The 19642-nt window shown below is 55.1% G+C and carries 12 protein-coding genes, 1 other RNA gene and 1 pseudogene; 11 read left to right on the top strand and 3 right to left on the bottom strand.

The features are described 5' to 3' along the window. The first annotated feature begins 195 nt into the window (after positions 1-195). From P7C00_RS04615 to P7C00_RS04600, 4 genes and pseudogenes are all read left to right on the top strand, one after another. Positions 196-483, top strand: coding sequence for a hypothetical protein (locus tag P7C00_RS04615; protein ID WP_041115918.1), 288 nt, complete (start codon positions 196-198; stop codon positions 481-483). An 88-nt stretch (positions 484-571) separates the two neighbouring features. Continuing rightward, positions 572-965: a transfer-messenger RNA gene (ssrA, locus tag P7C00_RS04610) on the top strand. A 187-nt stretch (positions 966-1152) separates the two neighbouring features. Beyond that, complete coding sequence (locus P7C00_RS04605; protein WP_154946590.1) at positions 1153-2409, top strand: integrase domain-containing protein; 1257 nt, start codon at positions 1153-1155, stop codon at positions 2407-2409. A 480-nt stretch (positions 2410-2889) separates the two neighbouring features. Beyond that, a pseudogene (locus tag P7C00_RS04600) lies at positions 2890-4262 on the top strand (transposase). A gap of 285 nt (positions 4263-4547) precedes the next feature. Here the strand turns inward: P7C00_RS04600 and P7C00_RS04595 are convergent. Then, complete coding sequence (locus P7C00_RS04595) at positions 4548-4997, bottom strand: hypothetical protein (protein WP_404938212.1); 450 nt, start codon at positions 4995-4997, stop codon at positions 4548-4550. A 584-nt stretch (positions 4998-5581) separates the two neighbouring features. Here P7C00_RS04595 and P7C00_RS04590 point away from each other — a divergent pair. The 7 genes from P7C00_RS04590 to P7C00_RS04560 all read left to right on the top strand — a co-directional run bounded on the left by P7C00_RS04590 (position 5582) and on the right by P7C00_RS04560 (position 11754). Then, entirely contained in the window at positions 5582-5863 is a 282-nt protein-coding gene (locus P7C00_RS04590) for a hypothetical protein (RefSeq protein WP_404938211.1), read from the top strand. A 1005-nt stretch (positions 5864-6868) separates the two neighbouring features. Beyond that, positions 6869-8269, top strand: a complete 1401-nt coding sequence (locus P7C00_RS04585) for a YfjI family protein (protein WP_404938210.1) — start codon at positions 6869-6871, stop codon at positions 8267-8269. Then, complete coding sequence (locus P7C00_RS04580) at positions 8253-8612, top strand: hypothetical protein (RefSeq protein ID WP_404938209.1); 360 nt, start codon at positions 8253-8255, stop codon at positions 8610-8612. The genes P7C00_RS04585 and P7C00_RS04580 overlap by 17 nt, the downstream gene beginning before the upstream one ends. Further along, a complete protein-coding gene (locus P7C00_RS04575; RefSeq protein WP_404939909.1) occupies positions 8590-9570 on the top strand; it encodes an integrase domain-containing protein in 981 nt (326 codons plus the stop codon). The genes P7C00_RS04580 and P7C00_RS04575 overlap by 23 nt, the downstream gene beginning before the upstream one ends. Further along, on the top strand, positions 9567-9842 hold the full coding sequence (locus P7C00_RS04570) for a hypothetical protein (RefSeq protein ID WP_404938208.1): 276 nt from the start codon (positions 9567-9569) through the stop codon (positions 9840-9842). The genes P7C00_RS04575 and P7C00_RS04570 overlap by 4 nt, the downstream gene beginning before the upstream one ends. A 75-nt stretch (positions 9843-9917) precedes the next feature. Continuing rightward, the gene (locus P7C00_RS04565; RefSeq protein ID WP_404938207.1) at positions 9918-10064 is read left to right on the top strand and encodes a hypothetical protein; all 147 of its coding nucleotides are present in this window, start codon (positions 9918-9920) and stop codon (positions 10062-10064) included. A 658-nt stretch (positions 10065-10722) separates the two neighbouring features. Further along, positions 10723-11754, top strand: a complete 1032-nt coding sequence (locus tag P7C00_RS04560; RefSeq protein ID WP_404938206.1) for a type I restriction enzyme HsdR N-terminal domain-containing protein — start codon at positions 10723-10725, stop codon at positions 11752-11754. Between the two features lie 405 nt (positions 11755-12159). Here P7C00_RS04560 and avs3b read toward each other — a convergent pair whose 3' ends face one another. Both avs3b and P7C00_RS04550 read right to left on the bottom strand, forming a co-directional pair. Further along, entirely contained in the window at positions 12160-12864 is a 705-nt protein-coding gene (gene avs3b, locus P7C00_RS04555; RefSeq protein ID WP_404938205.1) for an AVAST type 3 anti-phage proein Avs3b, read from the bottom strand. After that, positions 12842-19075 carry an NACHT domain-containing protein gene (locus tag P7C00_RS04550; RefSeq protein WP_404938204.1) on the bottom strand — a complete coding sequence of 2078 codons (6234 nt, stop codon included), beginning with the start codon at positions 19073-19075 and terminating at the stop codon, positions 12842-12844. The genes avs3b and P7C00_RS04550 overlap by 23 nt, the downstream gene beginning before the upstream one ends. Between the last annotated feature and the right edge of the window lie 567 nt (positions 19076-19642).

Below are 19642 nucleotides of genomic sequence, written 5' to 3'. Positions count from 1 at the left end.
CAAGGGGCGTTTTCGCCCCTTTTTTGTGCCTGGCGCAAGGCGCCCATGGCTTTTCCATTTCATCGCAAAAAAAAAACAGAACCCCGGCGCGCGGCTAGAGTCCATTTTCTAGGCCCGCAACAAAGGGCTTAGCCCCACTCGGCAGCCTGCCCCGTTGACCGGAGGCACCGAGCCCCTGCGATCAAGGAGATAACCATGAAGCGTTCTGCACTGGCTGGACTGTTCATCACTGCCGCGATGCTGGCCTCCCCGGTGTTTGCCGCCGGGCAAGAGGACCTGTGCCAGATCAACCTGCAAAAGATCAAGGATGCCAAAGTCAGCACCGAAGTCATGAGTTCGGACCTGAGCAGCGACATCGACGCCAAGGTCCAGCAAGCCACCGCCGAACACGCCAAAGGCACCGAGGAAGGCACCAAGAACTGCATCTCCCTGACCACCCAGGCGATCCAGCAATTGCAGAACAACACCAAGGGCGATCAGTAGGCCGATGCATTGGGCCAACCTTCGGGTTGGCCTTCTGGCCTCGGTTAGCGTAAACTCCGCCCACCTGTTGGTAATGCACAACAGGTTCGGGGCCGTTTAGGATTCGACGCCGGTTGCGAAACTTTAGGTGCATGCCGAGTTGGTAACAGAACTCGTAAATCCACTGTTGCAACTTCCTATAGTTGCCAATGACGAAACCTACGGGGATTACGCTCTCGCTGCGTAAGCAGCCTTAGCCCTTCCCCCCTGGTACCTTCGGGTCCAGCAATCATCAGGGGATGTCTGTAAACCCAAAATGATTGTCATATAGAACAGAATCGCCGTGCAGTACGTTGTGGACGAAGCGGCTAAAACTTACACAACTCGCCCAAAGCACCCTGCCCGTCGGGTCGCTGAGGGTTAACTCAATAGACACGGCTAAGCATGTAGTACCGACAGCGGAGTACTGGCGGACGGGGGTTCAAATCCCCCCGGCTCCACCACTTCAACATCTAAAGACGTCCACGGACGTCTTTTTTTGTGCCTGAAATCCAGCAAAATCAAGGGGTTAAGCACTACTGGGCGCTGGAGAGGTTTTTTGAGTTCCAGCCGTTTGGGTATTCCAAATGGTATTCCAAGCCATCCGGTGCTATTTTTTGGAATACCAAAACGGTGTCAGAGGTAGCTCTCATGCCTGCTCCAGCCCTCCGCCTCTCCGACCGTCAGCTCAAGGCAGTCAAGGCAAAAGACAAGGATTATGTCCTCAGCGATGGTGACGGCCTTCAGCTCCGAGTCAGGAGCAATGGCTCGATGCTGTGGAACTTCAACTACCGCGAGCCGGTAACCAAAAATCGTATCAATATGGGGCTGGGGACATACCCAGAGCTCTCGCTAGCGAACGCCAGGAAGAAAGTGGTGGAAGCACGCGAGCTGCTTGCACAAGGCATTGATCCCAAGGTGCAACGCAATGCACAGGACGAAGCCAAACGAGCGGAGACGGAACATACGTTCGAGAACGTAGCCACCGCCTGGTTCGAGCTGAAGAAGGACTCCGTCACGCCGGCGTACGCCGAAGACATTTGGCGATCGCTCACGCTGCATGTATTTCCAGACCTGAAAACAACGCCGCTCTCGAAAATTACCGCACCGATTGTCATCGAACTGCTTCGCCCAATCGAGGCCAAAGGCAGCCTCGAGACAGTGAAGCGATTGAGCCAACGGCTCAACGAGATCATGACCTACGGGGTGAACTCCGGGTTGATTTTCGCTAACCCCCTCAGTGGCATTCGGGCGGTATTCAAGAAACCCAAAAAACAGAACATGGCCGCGCTACGACCCGATGAGCTTTCCGAGCTCATGATCGAAATCGCGAACGCCAGCATCAAGCGGATCACCCGCTGCCTGATCGAATGGCAACTGCACACTATGACCCGTCCTGCCGAAGCGGCTACCGCCCGATGGGTAGACATCGACTTTGACAAACGCATCTGGACCATCCCGCCGGAGCGCATGAAAAAGCGTCGTCCGCACACCATCCCGCTGACCGAACAGGCACTCGCGTTACTGGAGGCGCTCAAGCCGCACAGTGGTCACAGGGAATACGTGTTCCCGGCAGATAGAAATCCGCGCACCCACGCCAATAGCCAGACCGCCAACATGGCGTTGAAACGCATGGGCTTCCAGGACCGCTTGGTCAGCCATGGTATGCGCTCCATGGCCAGCACCATCCTGAACGAGCATGGGTGGGATCCGGAGCTGATCGAAGTCGCGCTGGCGCATGTCGACAAGGACGAAGTCCGAAGCGCTTACAACCGAGCTGACTACATCGAACGCCGGCGTCCGATGATGGCTTGGTGGAGTGAGCACATCCAGAAAGCGGCCACTGGCAACCTGTCGGCATCTGCGATCAATCAAACCAGGGACCACAACGTCGTGCCGATACGGTGAGCGCTCACCGGACGCCGCCGGTAACCGAAAATGACTCCCCAGATGGAGTGATGGTTGATTTGGCGACAGCGGCGACACCGGCGACAACCCGCGTAATACCTGATTTGCAGCATGGCGACAGAAGTGGCGACTGTCGCCGTTGCAAGCCTCTCTCTTGGGGCTTTCTCGGCCAAGCCCACGCGAGCGGGAAGGCTCCGCATTCCCACTCGCATGGGCTCTGCGTAATTGCATCTCACTTGACCACCTAATTGCATTGCCACTGACCAGTCATTCGCACTCGCGCTGACCAACCGTTTGCAGTTGATGGATGTCAGCGGATGCCACTCAGCCGCGAGTGCGTCAGCCAAGCACTGAAGGACTGCAACCGCCCCATAGCTGTCGGTGGCGACAGGCAAGAATCGGCCGATTCTGTTGAAAAAGTGGCTCCCCCGTCTGGCCTGCGGCAAAATTCTCGCATCGGCCAGCAGGGAAGCACGCAGCATGATAGGACAGTTATCGAGTGGGCAGGAGCGACTCTTTTACTCGTTCAACCTTGAAGATCACATCCCCGCAAATCACCTTCTGCGCAGCATTGATCAGTGTCTCGATCTGAGCGACCTGCGCCATCACCTCGCCGATTTTTATAGCCCAATTGGGCGTCCTTCGATTGACTCTGAGCTTATGATCCGCATGCTGATCGTGGGCTATTGCTACGGTATTCGCTCTGAGCGACGGCTGTGCGAAGAGACCCATTTGAACCTGGCGTATCGCTGGTTCTGCCGGTTAAGTCTTGAAGATGAAGTCCCCAACCACTCGACCTTTTCCAAGAATCGACATGGCCGTTTTCGGGACAGCGATCTCTTTCGCTGGTTGTTCAATGAAGTGCTGCGTCGCTGCGTGGATGCTGGTCTGGTCAAAGGCGAAGGCTTTGCCGTGGACGCCAGCATCATCAAGGCGGACGCCAGCCGGCAGCGCGGCGTACCGGGTGAGGAACAGGTCAACTGGAGCGACCCAGGCCTGAGCACCCGCGCCGTGCGTGAGTATCTTAAAGCCCTCGATGAAGAGGCTCTGGCCGAAACGCTACCGAAGCGCCTATCGCTGACTGATCCTCAAGCCCGCTGGACCGCAGCTCCAGGTGGCCCAGCGTTCTACGCTTACTCCACAAATTATCTAATCGATACCGAGCACGGCGTGATCATGGATGTGGAACCCACGCCGGCTCATCGAACCGCAGAAGTCGAGAGCACCAAGACGATGATCGAGCGGGTCGAAGTGCAGTTCAACATCAAGCCAGAACGCCTCATTGGCGATACCGCTTACGGAACCGCGCCGATGTTGGCCTGGATGGTGGAGGAAAAAGACATCGAGCCGCATGTGCCGGTGTGGAACAAAACCGAGCGCAAGAACGACAGTTTTTCGAGCAACGATTTCCACTGGGATGAAGAGGCTGAGGAATACCGCTGTCCGGCCGGCAATGCATTACGCAGCGAATGGCGAGCCTTCAAAAACGAGCGTTCGCACGTCACCAAAGCCAACACCATCATCTTCCGATCTCGACAGGCCGACTGCGTAGCCTGTCCGATGAAGGCCAAGTGTTGCCCCAACACTGCGTTTCGCAAGATCGTCCGCAGCGTCCATGAAGCCGCTCGTGATGTGGCTCGACGCATCGCAGCGACGCCGGAGTATGTGCGCTCTCGCCACGAACGTAAAAAGGTCGAGATGTTGTTTGCCCATCTCAAACGCATCCTGAACTGGATCGCTTGCGACTACGTGGCATGAGTGGCGCGACCGATGAGTTCACGCTGGCTGCAGCGGTGCAGAACCTGCGTCGGTTGGCCAAATTTACCTCTCAAGGGCCACCGGTTACGGGATAGGTGCGCCTGCACAAAGCAAAAACCCTCAAACCAACCCAATAACCGAGCTGCAAAGCTCAACAAAGGGCCAGAAAACCACTCAATGTGGTGAGTAGGTTCTCCGGTGGAGATCGTGCGTGAGTTCAGCCGATCTGCAAATCCGAGTTTTTCAACAGAATCGGCCAAAAGCAGACACTCAGAGCATCTATCAAACTGGGGGCGACTCATCCCCGATCAGCTCCACATCTGCCAAGCCTGGCTTTGTTGCAGGTTTGTTCGTTTTCAGCGGCACTGATCGAGCGCTGGCTAAGGCAGGAAGAACGTCTCAGTGGGTTCGAGGTTGATTGCTACCCGCCCAAAATCACCGGCTTTCACTGGTACAGCGAGCCCGTACTCAATGCAAGTCCCTGGCTTACCCTGGACGTAGTCACCAACAACTGGGCTATGGATGAGTTGCTGATTGTCGTCCATTCCGATGCGCAGGATGTAGATCGAGGTGTATTCAGTTGGCTGCGGCGCATTGGTTATCGCCAGGACAATCGGTATGTTCGCGCTGAACACATCAGCCCAGCAGTACGCCATCGGTAAGGCCGCGAAAGCTTTGATACCGTTGTCTTTGCTGAAATGGAGAAGGTATCGAATTTCAGTGCCTTGGGGGTTGCCCAGAATTGGTAACTGTCTAGCGACTGTCATGAGATTGTTAAAAAGAGGTAGGGAGTTACTGTTTCCGTAAATCTTTGGATCATGGTCGGCCAACGTAATTTCCTCGACTAATTGCGTGTTCAGAAAGGGGGGAGAGTGGCGGCCGTAGCTGAGGTCTCGATGCCTTTTACATACTCTAAGAGAAAACGTGGGCCTACTCGTGGCCGCCTGGATAGGCTTGAGATGGATGAATCGATCTAGATATCCTTTAACTACTCAAGCATTCGGTGCCCGGATATTGCAACCCAACACCAGGGATTTTGTGACACGCATCACATAATGGCATTTTGAATGCATCGCACGAATACACAACTCTATCGTTTTTTCCATAATAATCAGTAACTTATAAGCCTGTATATATATACAGTTTCGTAACGGATTGATTAATAACAATTTATTTATCTGAAATTGCCAGTATACATTTCTCAATGTCTCTCCTAGGCTCATATCCATTGACGAACTGGAGACGTTTCATGGCTACCGCGAAGAAAGATCAAGTGTACTGGGCGGAATGCCTTGATCCCAAAAAACCTGTCTGCGGCAACAAATGGAAGAGCCGCGCAGGCTTTGGCACACCCAATTACTGCCCTAAGTGCCGATCCACCCGAATCGCTGTGCGTCCTCTGTAGGATACCATCATGAGTACCAAGTCAAAGGGTATTTGTCCGTTCTGTGCTGAGATGGTCACACCTCCTGTCATCGAGGAGAACGCTGTAAGGCGTGACAAATGTGCATGTCCGGCGTGCTGCGAAGACATCTATGTCTGCCGCAGCCCAGGGTGCAACAACTACGCTAAGGGCGGCGAATACTACGATGATGAACTGTGCCCGCAGTGCACCAGCGGCATCGCTGAGATCGGCAAGGGGACGGTTGCGCTGGCTGTGTTTGGTGCTCTGATAGCGAAGGTCATTAAGCCCTAGGCTCTGTTTCCACGGATGATGCCTGCGAAGGGTTGAAAACAGCCGGTGCCAGTGGCTGCTATTGGCCGTTCTCCGCCGGTCGTCACTACGGCGTTTGCTGGTCACGTCGAATGCAAACGGTTGATCAGCACGAATGCAATTGACTGGTCAGTGACGATGCAAATGGGTGGTCAAGTCCATGCAATCACGCAGGCTCACATTAAAAACCGACAAACGACCACCCGGCCATGGAAAGCCACCGGCCTCCAAGGTCTTCCAGCGCTATCGATTGGCGCAACAGCCGCCCCCAAATTACGGTTGACCTCGAGCAGAACGAGCGCTAAACCAGAACCGTACCAGCGCTGTCCTCGACAGCACCCAGGTAGCCAGAACCTTTGAGGCTACGCCACATCATGGTGGTTCACCCCAAGTGCGATTAGCGTCCGGCGGCTCGCACAGTCACAGCGATGTGATGGATGCCACTTCTTCCAGAATGCCCACTGCGGCAACTCATGCCCCCTCCTGGCTGCTCTGCAGCAACTTATCCGCTTGGCTATTTCTTGCGCCGACCTTTTGCCCGTCTCTTTGCCCCCTAAAGAGACGGGCGCATATCACACTGCTGCAGCCCTGCTCGTATGGCGCTTTGCGGCTTTCCCCCTCGTGACAATCGGCGTGACAAACACCGAATGCTCACTCGCCACAGCGATACCGATGATGGTGCCGCAGCCCAAGAACAGGCTGCACCTGACTGACAGTCAGGTATGCCCCGGTCATCACATCACTGCCTTCACCTGACTCAGGATCTCGCGGCGCCGGTCTCGTCAGCCAGCGCAGTCTCCACCCGCCCACCGCTATCGGTGTTCAGGAGGCCAGATCATGAGATGCCCAAGCTCCCGGTCGTAAGGAGCCGCCAGTCCCACGTAAGTGGACAAACCTCACAGGTCGCAGGGGCCTTAATCCCTGATAACACTCAACAACCGTGGCGGGATGAGTGAGGACGAAGTCGATAATCTCAGGAGAATTTCGATGCAACTGTGCGAATCGTTCGAGCCTCCACAACCATTGCTGGAATACCAGCAGGCGCCACTGCCCTACCCGGTCGAAGCACTGGGGGATGTGTTGGGCCCTACGGTCGAGCGACTGGTCGAGGTGATCGGCGTGCCCTGCGCCATGGCCGCTCAATCGGTGCTGGCCAGCGCTGCTCTGGTGAGCCAGGGTCATGCCAATGTCCAACTCGACGGTCGAACCTATCCGCTGTCCCTCTACCTACTGACGGTGGCTTCCTCGGGTGATCGCAAAAGCGCGGTGGATCAGCTAGCACTGAAGGCGGCGCGCGATTGGGAGCGACAGCAGTGGACCCTGTACGCGGAAAAGCTCAAAGCTTATCGCGCCGCCACCAGCATCATGGCCAAACCCAAAACCTCAAAGAAACACGCGGAGGCGGAAGGCGGTGAGCTATCCGAGCCGGTGCCGCCGAGACTGATCATTGCCGAGCCGACCATTGAGGCCCTGGTCAAAAGCCTGTGCCACGGCTTGCCCAGCATGGGCTTGTTCAATGATGAAGGTGGCCAGTTCTTGGGCAGCAGTACCATGAGCAAAGAGAATCTGCTCAAGGCAATCACCACCTTGTCGATGCTGTGGGATGGCAGCCCGATCGACCGGGCCCGCTCCATGGCCGGAGAAAGCCTGCGTGCCTATGATCGCCGCCTCAGCCTGCACCTGATGCTGCAGCCCTACCTGGCCAACCAGCTGTTCAAAGACCCGGTGATCAATGGCCAAGGCATCCTGGGCCGTTGCCTGATCAGTTGGCCCGAGCGCCTAGCCGGTCAGCGACTCTACAAGGCGATCGACCTGACCCGAGATGCCAAAGTCCAGCGCTACCAACAGCGGATCACCGCCCTGTTGCAACAGCCCTGGTCGCTTCACCAGGATGGCTCACTCAATCCCGCCACGCTGGAGCTGACTCTCCGTGCCCGTCGTGTCTGGATTGATATTCACGACACCATCGAGTGCCAGTCTGGCGAGTTCGGCGAGCTGGCCGGTATCCAGCCTGTCGCGGGCAAGGCCGCGGCGAATGTACTACGTATCGCAGGCGTGCTGGCCATGGTGGAAGAGGCAAGTGCGTTGGACGAAGCACACATCCAGCGCGCCTCCACGCTGATGGATTACTACCTGGCCGAGATTCAGCGCCTGACCGAACAGGAGCCGGTCAATAGCCGACGCGAGGAAGCGGATCGGTTGCTGCGCTGGCTGGTGCAGAAAGGCTGGACCCAGTTCACCGTCCGCGACGTCAATCGCAACGGCCCTCGTTTTGCCCGCAAGAGCGCTGACCATACCGCCACTTTATTCGTCGAGCTGATCACTCATTGCTGGCTGAGCAGCCGCGACGGAAAAACTTTCGAGGTCCGCCATGTTTCGCCTCAATGACGCGGTGCGCCGCTACCAAGCGCAACATCAAGCGCAGCCAGAATCGCGGTGTGTCGCCGCCTCTGTCGCCATCCTGTCGCCACGCGCCAGGCCAGAAACGACGCAGGTTGTCGCCACTGTCGCCGCTGTCGCCACACCCCCCCTAGACCCCGCCCACCTCGCCCAGCTGATCGAGCAACTGCGTGAGGAAGGGGCACTACTGCAACACCACGAGAACGCCCTCCTGATCCGCCCGACACACTGGCAGCAGGTGGACAGACTCAGCCCTCACTGGAAAGCCCTGCTGCTCTTTCTGCAAACAAACGAACACGGTGATGACGATGGCTCTGGTCGGTCGGCGTGAGGGTCGCAACTTTGGCTATGGCCGCCAGCTGAGCTACGCCGGCCCACAAGCGCTCAAGGATCTGTTTGCCGGCGGCCACTTCGCCACGGTCAAAGCGCATAGCGATCGCTGGCAAGCGTTCGTGCGTTGGTGTCGATCAGAGGACGGCCCCGGTTACAACGATGCACGCCAGATCGATCGACAGACGCTGCAGGACTACGCCGCGTACCTGCGCCAGCAGATCCAGCAAGGTGAACTCTGCATCGCCACCGCGCAGAACCGCCTAAGCAGCGTCAACCGCACCCTCGCCGCGCTGCGCGGTGATCAGGACGTGAGGATCGCCAGTCCGAGCCAGGCGTTGGGACAGCAGCGCTCGAGCGTACGCACCCGCGCGCCCGATGGCCAAGACCACCAACAGGTGCGACGAGTACTCGAGGCGCTGGGCGAACTGCAACGCGTGCGGGTGGCGGCGATTGTCCTGTTGGCCCGAACAACCGGTATGCGCCTGCGCGAAGCGATCCTGGCTGACCTGCCACGACTGCAACGCGAAGCCGAACACTTAGGCCGCATCAACATCCAGGACGGTACCAAAGGCGGTCGCTCAGGCGCTTCAGCGCCGCGATGGGTTGTGGCCAATGAAGAGGTGAAAACGGCACTGCAGCTTGCTCGTCATGCGTCGCCGACCCGCAGTGGCAACTTGTTGGCCCGAGACGAAAGCTATGCTGCATTCCTGCAACAGACCCTGCTCCCCGCCCGCGAAACACTGCATGAACACGGGCTGAAGGGTTTCCATGAGCTGCGAGCGGCCTACGCCTGCGAACGTTACGAGCAGCTCACTGGCCACGCGGCTCCGGTCAATGGTGGTCACTGCTATCGCATTGACCGCGACCTTGATCAACAGGCGCGCCAACAGATCAGCCTTGAACTCGGGCACAACCGGATCGATGTGATGTCGGCCTACATTGGAGGTCGAGCATGACCAAGTCCTTCGATATGGCGCTGTTCCTGAGCGGCGTACTGACCGGCTCGAAGGTCACGCAGCAACGCCACCTACGCCAAGCCCGAATCATGCAAGCGGCCATTCAACAACGATGGCGACGAGACAATCCCTGGACCTGGCAACTCAAGCATGTGCGCTGGTTTCTCACTCAACACCTGAAAGACCATTCCGATGCCACTCTGTATTACTATCGGCTCACCACCTTATTGGTCTGGAAGAGGTTAGGGAACGACCGAGAAATGCTGATCTAACGTTCGAATCGTGGATAGGCAACCCTCCAGACTCGCTTGCCCGCCATCCATCTCAGCGTGGATATTCTCTTGCGGATGAACCTGATCGAAAAACACCGCCGCAATGGCAAAAAGCAACCCAACCCGGTTAGTCGTGACAGGTCGAACACGGCCAATAGCCGTCGTTTACGCATTAAGTCGAGCCAGCAGTACCACGACACTGATCTTGTTGACGACGGCTGAAAAGCCCTCATTTTGGAGGATGAGGTAACACTCTGAATTGCCCTTAGATTCCCAGACACATGAGCGGCAGTTGAGGGGTTGATTTCTGGCTGTTCTGACCGACCGCAAAGGGTCGGTTCTGTTGAAAAAGTCGGCTTCGGTTTCCACGGCAGAAAAGTACGCGTCTGAGATTGAAATCCGTGTTTTGTGCAGAAGGCTCAAGGCTCAGATTTGACGTAGCAGCATGCAAAAATGGCGTTCTCACCGCTCAATGCATGGGTAGCCAGGCAGGTCGACTTTTTCAACACAATCGGTCGACTGCGGCCTCTCGCGACAGGCAACAATCAGCCAGCAAGGGACATTGTGCTGAAGATGAAGCGACTGTGATTTTCCTTTTGGCTTTGATCACTTTGTTAAATTCTGCAGCCATTTCTTCTACACTCCATCCTCTTACCCGCAGATCAAAATTGGAACAGCGATCTCAATGAAGAACAGGCTTGATTCAAGCGTTGGCAACGCGGATTCCCCCTCTGCACATTACCGCAATCCGGATAGCGATCCACGCGGTCCCTATGTGATGTTGGACGCGACAGCCTACGGTGACCGACCTGCGCTTTCCTATTCAATCTTAGGAAACTCCCCTCCTCCGAATCGGCACTGGAGATACCGAAGAGAGGTGATGGAAAAAATGATAGCCGACGGTCGCACTGTGCTTACACCGAAAGGGCAAGTAAGACTGAAGCGCTACCTGAGCGAATCTGCTGGAGAGCTACAACGCATACTTAGAGAGATTCCGGCTAGTGCGCATGCCACGGAACTTGACTTTACGAGATCGATTATCCCTCAACTTGTGAGTGCTCTTGGTTACGCGGAGTCTGAAACCCTGTACGAATACAGCGTCGGCGCAATGCGTGCTGATGTCGTACTCGCACCTGCAGTAGGAGCACGTCCGTGGATAGTTATTGAGATTAAGAGCAGCAGCTTGCGCCTCAACGAACACTCCTTGCGACAGCTTCGTACGTATATGTCAGCGCTCGGTAGTCCTTTGGGGATGACTATTGGCAGATCACAGCTTGCCGTCGATGATGGTGAAACTGTCGGATTATTCGATTTGGCCAATTTAAGTGGCGCGGACGCATCCGAATTGCTGGGTCGACTTGGACGCTGGACGCAAAGTGAGCACGAGATTAAGCAAGGGCGCGCGGCCATTGCCGACTTGATCGTACAAGTGGAAACAGCGACTACCAATCAAGATAAGGGGCGCTCCCTTGAAGAACTCGCTACTTTACTTTTTACTAACGCCCCATCTTTGCACTGCAAGTACCGCAATCTCATTACACGATCCAGCGAGATAGACCTTGTAGTCGAGTATCGAGGATCGAAGTTCGACATCCCATTATTTGAGGAGCTAGGTCGATACTGCCTGATTGAGTGCAAAAACTGGAGCAGCCCAGTTGGTGTAGCTCCCGTCCGCGATTTCTTAGGCAAGCTGCGCAAGGCAAAGACACAACTCGGCATTCTGTTCGCAAAGAACGGGATCACAGGCGAGGGGACTGGTCTTGACGCGTTGCGAGAAATTCAGTCAGCGTACGATCGCGACGGCACTTTCTTATTGGTGTTCTCGTTGGCCGATGTTAAGCAAATTGAGAGCGGTACGGATTTCATCGCTCTTCTCGATCAGAAGTCAGATAGCCTTCGCTTCGATCTCTGAGTACCTTGACTATTTACCCTCGGAGGGTAGTACACCGCGGAGCGAGAACTTCGGATAGCAGGCGTATCGATCACTGGCTTTTTCTTGCTTGACGGTGGGCACTCCCGAGAAAGATAAAAAGCCGCTTTGGGTGCAGGCTGTGTGAAAACGTTCTAGAGCAAGTTCTACAGTCAGAATCGAAACGAATATCGCGTTTCTACGCAAATTTCATGTCTGCTGACTAACCAAACACTGGCAGACACTTCAAAACGGTGCATGCGTTTTCACACAGCCTGGACCCGAAGCGGCTGGTCGTAGCATCTAAGTGAGATTACAGAAATGAGTTGGGGGGCGCCGCCTACAGCATGAGGCGAGTAATGACATCGTGGTGCCAACGACCTGATTCAACTGCATAGGTATGCCATCTCATGGCTCAGAGTCGGACTCACCACCGCCCCCCTCACCTTCGAGTTGAGCCATCCGCGACCTCAATTCTGTAGCGACTCCAGTGGCGATATTAGAAAATGACTCCAGATGTTCGATCTTTTCCGCCAGAGACTTTAGCTCGCGCTCATTAGCTTCGTGAGCGCCCGGGCCATTTAGCGCAAACTGTACATATGGCAGCACATATCTGGAATCCGCACCGGCCTTGGCCAGCGCTTCCAACCAGGGAATCGCTTGCTCGGCAGCATCCTTTGCTGCCGAGCTAATCAAAAAGTGGATTAGCACACGAGCCGAGTAATCGAGCCTCCGCGCGAGTTCGAGAAAATTCTTCGCAGAGCCCTCCACAGCATCCATTTCTTCGTCGCTTGGCCTCTCCTGGAAGTGCCGGTAACGCACTGCGCTATCAACATTGAGGGAGTCCAACGTGTGGATGAGTGGCTCAAGCTCCTGGAGCGGCCTCGCTTCCAACGGAATACTGTTCCGACGCTCCCATAAGTTGAAAATCGCCTGCTGACACGCATCCTGCGCCGCCACTTTGTCCTCGTTCGATGCCTTTTCTGTGGCATCGATCCGCTCGGCAATCATGTGCGCCATCCATTGGGTTAACAGATCGTCGGCGAGGTTGAGCTCAGCGATCAGCCGCTTACCCAAATCCACTACAGCTTTAGAGCGTTCGAGTGATTTCATCGTTGCCTATCAAGTAATAGTGTTCATAGGGCCACGGATAAGGCTCAAACTGAGCTTCATTATCTCGTGGAGGCACCCGTCGTACGGATACGCAGATTAATAATTGCTCGTGCGGATGCGCTTGCAGGAGCTCGCCCAAAAACGAGCTATCGCAACTTAGTCGGGTACCTGAGAGGTGATCATGGTCTCGCCCGTAACCGACGGACCGAGTCCATGACTCGCTGCGCAACAGCGCCCCTGACGGTGATCTCCATCGCCTGAGGTCTGGGCAAGCGGTAAGTCCGAGCTCACTGATGATGTGGGGTAACGGTTGCGGACCTGGATAATCCATTTTTGCTGCCCACGGATCATACTCATCCAGCTGTGCACTTAAATTTTCGTCAGTAACCCATGCAGAAATCCGGAACGCTTCCCCCGCAGGTTCCGACTCATCCGCTCTAGGGATGTAAAATCTGTTCTCAACAGGAGACGTCTGCAAGGCTGCAAGAAGTGCCGCAGCACCATCCTTAGAGACGAAAGCACTTTGTACCTTAATGTTCTCAACATCATCCCTGTGGCCACTTGACCAATGCCCATACAAAACTTGAAGGCCGTCATCCGCTCGCAATTGGCTGTGCAGATAGTCTTTCGTGACTCTCCAGTACCAGCTATGGGCGCTGTCCCCCTGGAGCTTGATCGGAGGATTGGTCAGATTAGGATCGCGACGATCCGCAAGCCAACGACCGTCGACTCGGGTGAGTAATCGGCTTTGAAGCCAAACTTGGAAGTCATTCTTAAGCTCGTACTCACAGGTACCTACGGGGTGTGTCTCCAACAAGTCAGCGGCGACCAGCATCATGGCGTGATAGGCATGATATGCCCGCAGATCATCTACACGTGGCATTGACCCGTGCGAATGACTGGTGGCGAGACTGGGAAACAGTTTTCGTTTGTAGCGCGGGTCGTCCCTGCCAAGGGCGTACGTGATAGGCATTTGATCACGAAGTACCCGTCTCGCCCGGACCTCTATCGATGTCTCACTAAGCCCAAACACCTCTCCCAACGGAGCGAACCAGTAGGGGCTGATGTCGATGCCGAAGTAGTACTTTTCGTCATCGGAAACGCCGCCGTCTTCACACGTCTCGTTCAACCGTTTCCGTTGCCATCGCTGACCAGCTAGTAATGGAAGCTGGCTAGCATTCACAGCTTGCAGCTCGGGAACATCCTCTAGGATATGGGCTCCTGTACGATGCATGACGAGTAGCGTTTCGCGGGCAAAGTGGCGAATCAGCACATGCTTCATGGCGGCTGATCTCTTCAGGTAGGGTACAAATGGGATCACAGCCTCAGGACGATCGAGTGCTCCACGCGCAAGCGCTATCAACAACCACTGCTGAGCATGCCATTCATAAAAAGGAAGGCCTTGATCAGTGAACGGGCTCCCGTTGCCAGCATCGGCCCGCTCAACCAGAGCCAACAGTAGTTCTCTCCAGTCAAGTTCGATGCATGCTCTTATCACATGCGCAGCCTTCCAACGCTCTGACGCCGTAGGAGACCCAAGGCTAACCCAGAGGTATCCAGCCAGCGAGATAAGACACGAAGAGGGAGGCATCAAGTCATCAGTCCAAGGCCCATCGCCATCTTCAGGTTCAAGAATGTCTTCGAGGAGGTCCAGCCCGAAGTTCAAGACGCCATCGGCTTCATCGGGTCGAAGACGGAAAGAGAGTGGGTCTATCAGTAGGAAGAAATCAGCAGCATCAAAAGCCTCAATTTTCTCAAAGCTTTGCAGCACAGCACCTACCACTTCATCTTCGGATACGATGCCATCTCTATAAAGGTCCTCAAAGGGGAAAACATTTCCCCAGCCGGTACGCCGCGCATACTCAGGGGTGTTACGGCAAGCGGCTAGAGTTGCTTCATTCAAAGCTTTGCGCAACGAAAGCAGCTTGCGGCTCGCCTTAGGGATGGCATCCAAAAGGTACCGCAACTCGAACAATCCGAAGTCTGGCCAAGCGGCAATAGCCCGCACAAATCCAACGCTTCGGCTCATCCCGCTATGCTGCAAAGCTTGCTGGAAAAACTCGACTGGTGTGGATCCAGGTGCGATAGAACTTCGTCCTTTATAAGCCTTCCGGAGGTCTTCCGGACTAGAAAAGTCAATCTCAGCAAAAAGGGTATCCCAGCCCGCTTGAATTGCCTTCGGCTCATCATCAAGATCAGAATGATCACCTGGAGTAGTTTTGCTAGCAGACTCTGCCTCTGCTGCGGCAATCAACCTATCCAGGTCTAAAAGCTCAAGCTTCAGAGAGCGGCCGAGCTCCGCAAGCCCTATCCAGGTATCGGTCTTTTGAGGCTCTACTCTCAGATAGCGATAACCGATCTGAAGCATGAGTTTTCTCCGCTCCTGATCAGTCTCCGCTAACACCGCCTGTTGGATGTCAGTGAGCCCATCCCAACCAGCATCCAGACCGTATAACACCAACGGGGCGAAGGCTGGAAGCTCGCCAGAGTGAACCAGACTATGGACAGCGATCCCGATCAACCGCCCGGCATCGCCAAAATCCCTGTCACGCCACCGACTAAGAATAGAGAACGTTGAGGAAGGACATGAAGAGAGAAGAGCATCGACCGTTCTATTCCAGTCGAAATGTTTGTCGCGAGCCACATATTCATACGTGAGCTCAGCGGCCCGTGAAAGCCTGTAAGCAGAGCGCGAACGGGAAGCACCACGCTGCGCAGCGGCCTCCGCCAAATGCAGTAGTGCGCTCCAACGGTCCAAATTCTCGTCGCCGATACGACTCGAGATCTCCACTGCCCTATCAAAATAAGCCGCAGCTTCATTACTATTGGCAGGAAACACTGCACGAGCCAGGCGTAAATAGTCGTCGGCTCTTGAGTCAGCATGCTCTCTGGAGTTTTCCAACGTTTCGAAAGCTGCTATCGCAAGCACCAACGAAAAGTCCTGCATGCCCTTGGCTCGAGCAGCTATCCAGCACATGGCAGTAAGAGTTGCCGGCCACCATTGCTCCCTTCGAGCATGACACCAAGCCCGGAGCACATCGACACGTCCAGTGTCAGTCGTGGAGGAGGCATTGAGTATGCGTATCCACTCTACTGCTGCAACCTGGTGGATATTAAATTGGCCTTGGTAGTCCTTTGACGCAGCGCTCTCAGTGGCTTTCAGCGCCTGTTCGATGGCGCTGGCCAAGTCGGCCGGCGCTCTTCCACAAGAGATTTCCGCAGCGAGCACATACCAAGACAACACGCCGCCGATGGCGAGTCTGAAAGCGGCGGCGTCCCCGCCTCCTCCCCGCGAAGCTTTGTTTTCCATCTCATCTCGGATGTCAGGAGGTGCTATGTCGACTAGTAGGAGAGACTTGCCTCGTAGCGCCGACTCCAAAGCGTAGGCTCGTAGTAACGACCCACGATGTGAGCCAAAACGATCTGTGAGTTCCGATGGGGGCCGTTCGGGTAGGTACCGGCATAGTAAATCTGCCCAGGCATCGTCCTGCCGCGGCAGTACCTTTAGCGACGTTGCTACCGCAGATGTAACAGCGTCTAGCAGTTCCCAACGACCTTCCCACTGGGAGTTCTTGTTTAGTTTTACACGTTGATCCATCAGGACACGCATGACCCTGGCCATGGGCTCCGGGGGAATGCAATGACCGATTCGTGCAGCCTCCGTTATTAACCCCAGCAGAATCCAGAGGTTGTTCGCGGAGTGGATGGCGAGCAAATCCAACTGATCGAGTTGCCCCAAGTCGACGAGCCGACTGGCGAGCAGCCTACTCGCGTCAAACGCGAGCCGGCGAGGTTTCCACCGACTCAAAAACTTCGTGGCCTCCTCCGGCCCCTCGACTCGTAAGTAAGCCATGGCGATTTCAGCTCGATCAGCATCGTCGACCTGCTCAGCTTCTCGTTTTCTTTGAGGACGTCTTGACCACGCGTATAACCAGTCCATCGCCATACGGAGATGGCTACCAGCCTCCGCTTTAAACTGATCGCGACCTGAGAGCAGGCCTGCATCGTAAGCATGGTGTGCTCCCATCCAACCGCCGTCGAATGTGCGTCTTGAGACGAGTTCTTCAATTCTGTCTGGTGCAAGGAGATGAGCGGCAATATCAGTATTGGTCTGAATGAGCTTGATCTGACGCGACTCTCCGGCGGCCTCACCTCCTCCCTTTAATGCCAACTTCGCCGCGTCGGCATAGCGCCTTTTTTGCAAACATGCTTTGAGCGCAAATGTAAGCCGCTGAAGCTCCACATCCCGACGCTCGATCGGATTTGTGGTGGGCAGGCCGTCTTCAGATAGAGCTAATTCGACAAGCTCATCCAGGTACCCGGCCGACAGGAGTAATTGAGGGATCGTGGAGGCAACATAAGAACTACTTTTCGCGAGCGGTCGTAGACGCTCCAAGAACGAGGCGAGTATCGCTGGCGTTGGCTTGAACCGCTCTCTGAACCATGTTTCAGTAGGCTCATCAAGGAAGTGAAGGCTATCTCCTTTGACGACTAGCGGGCGGTCAAGATCATATGCAAAGCTTCGAACTGCACCCTCAGATATGCCAGAGATCTGTGCCAGAACTGAGACAGGCACTAGTGGCCGAAGCACAGCCAGTCCCTGACAGATAAGATCGATTTGAGCGACCTCCGTATTCCCTTCCCGCTCTTTTAGTTTTTCAACGGAAAGCTGCAGCAAGTCACCAATTGCTGATTCGACCGTGGAAGGCGCGGGGCCGAGCTCTCTCAGCATCTGCCCCATCGGCAACCCACGACTCAAAGCCAGAGCCTGAACTCGAGGGTTAGAACTCGTCAGAAATGCGAATTCAGCTACGTTCGCTTCAGTCGCATCCGGGAATTTGCAACGCAAGTGCACAGCAGTTTCTGCTTTGCTGAAGGGCTTTAGCTCGATCTGATGAACATTAACCAGACTTCCCAAGCGCTCCCTACGGTGCGTCCTGCAGGTCATTACCAATTTCACGCCATCTGGTAATTCCAGCTGGATCAGGTCTCGGACAAATGCTCGCTCGCCCAACTCTTCAGCAACCATATCGGCGTTGTCCGCAGCATCTATGAGCAGGCACAAACATGCGTCAGGATCACGCCCGCGTATTACAGCAATGGCTTGGTTAAGCCTGCCCAAGAACGCACGCATCAAATCCTTAGCATCCACATGGGCAGATGGTATTAGCGGATGACAAAGGCTCAGGGAGGCGAGCTCGTTGGCAATCTGGACGAGTGCATCGCGGTGTCGGTGGCGATAGTGCAGTACGTTTCGATAAAGTCCGTCGCCGAAGCAGTCATAAAGCACCGCAACGGAGTCGTTGGGCATCAATGCCGCCAAGCGTGAAGCTAACACTGACTTGCCGACACCACCGTCGGCGTGCAGAACTACTGATTGCGTAGAAGTGAGCAAATACGCAAGGATTTCGCCCTCTTGCTCTCGAGACATCGCATTAGTGGGAGAAGCAATCAAGCATTGAGCCGGAAGCAATTCCGGCTCCGTGACCTTCAAGGCCCGCAATACATCGTGTCTGCGAATAGAAGGGTCATGAGCGAATTCAGACGTGGCTTTGCGGGAGACGAGCTCTTTGAGCTGAACCGGAGAATCATAGTCTGTGCCAGCCAGATACACAGCGATATCAAGGCTGAGTAGGTTCCGCTGCGCCCAAAGCCCTGGTTCACCTTCTTCCACCGAGAAAATTTTGAAAAACTCTTTAGCCGCACTGATACTCAGCCCGGTATAGCGTATGAGCGATTGTCGAACCGTGGGATGACGAGAACGCTGAGCATGTCTCAAATCCTCAATCGACTCTTTCACCTTTATGTCGATAGGACGGTTGGTTGTGTAAGTAAATTTAAATTTCTCTTGGAGCGTTTCTGCGGAAAACTTGGAGCTGAGTCCTGTGTAGCGCTTGGCAAACCCTTTGAGGGTCTTTTTGAGGCCGCTTGCCGTCCAAGGTGTTGAAGCATGCCGCGTTGAGTGCTTCAGCTGGACGTAATGAACGCTTCGCGCATCTTCAACGTTCTCACTACCGTAGTAAAAGCCAACATCAATGAGCTCGTCCCCATCCTCCACGGATCTGCCCCCCTCCGCCACAGAGGCCCCCTCGATAGAAATGGCTACAAGATCACCCAATCCCGGCAAGAGAGAAAGGCAATGGCGCGCTGCCCAATGATAGTGAAACTGATCGCCGTCCCGGCTCGGGCGCACCAAATCATCGCCTGCCATTAATGGCTTACCTCCTTGTGTGTGGAATGTCTCTAGTCAAGCAGCTGGGCGAACGCAGTGAGGAGAGGAACGAATGACCTACGGATGCGATCGTTCACCGGATGTGCACCGGCGCTGCAACGGAGACCATTCTGAACCAACTAGCAATCTTGGGGTAGTAGCGGGGTGGTAGCTGCTGGATTGATAGCTTGAATCAACCCTTATGTCGTAGACGCCACGACCGGCCGGTTTGGGCAGTTCACTGCCAATCATAGTTACGAAGCGTGCTGGTCAGATCGAATGCAAACAGGTGGTCAAGTGGAGCGCAGTATTCCAATTGGTATTCCAACCAAAAATTAAAATTGTTATTAATGTTATAAATCAATAGCTTACAGAACAGATTCAAATTACCCCGGCCCACCAACTGAACAAGAAAAGACGTCCACAGACGTCTTTTTTTGTGCCTGAAATCCAGAAAATACAGGGCCTTGGCGTCTATTAGCGTCCACAGACGTCCGACAAAATCCACACCTTCTTGTATTCCACAAGGTACTCCAAGCCCGTCAGGGGTAGTTTTTGGAGTACCGA

It is taken from the genome of Pseudomonas sp. JDS08PS003, assembly GCF_045013505.1.
Lineage (GTDB): Bacteria > Pseudomonadota > Gammaproteobacteria > Pseudomonadales > Pseudomonadaceae > Aquipseudomonas > Aquipseudomonas protegens_B.
Note: the sequence above shows the minus strand (reverse complement) of the source record. Positions and strands in the feature narration are given on the sequence as shown.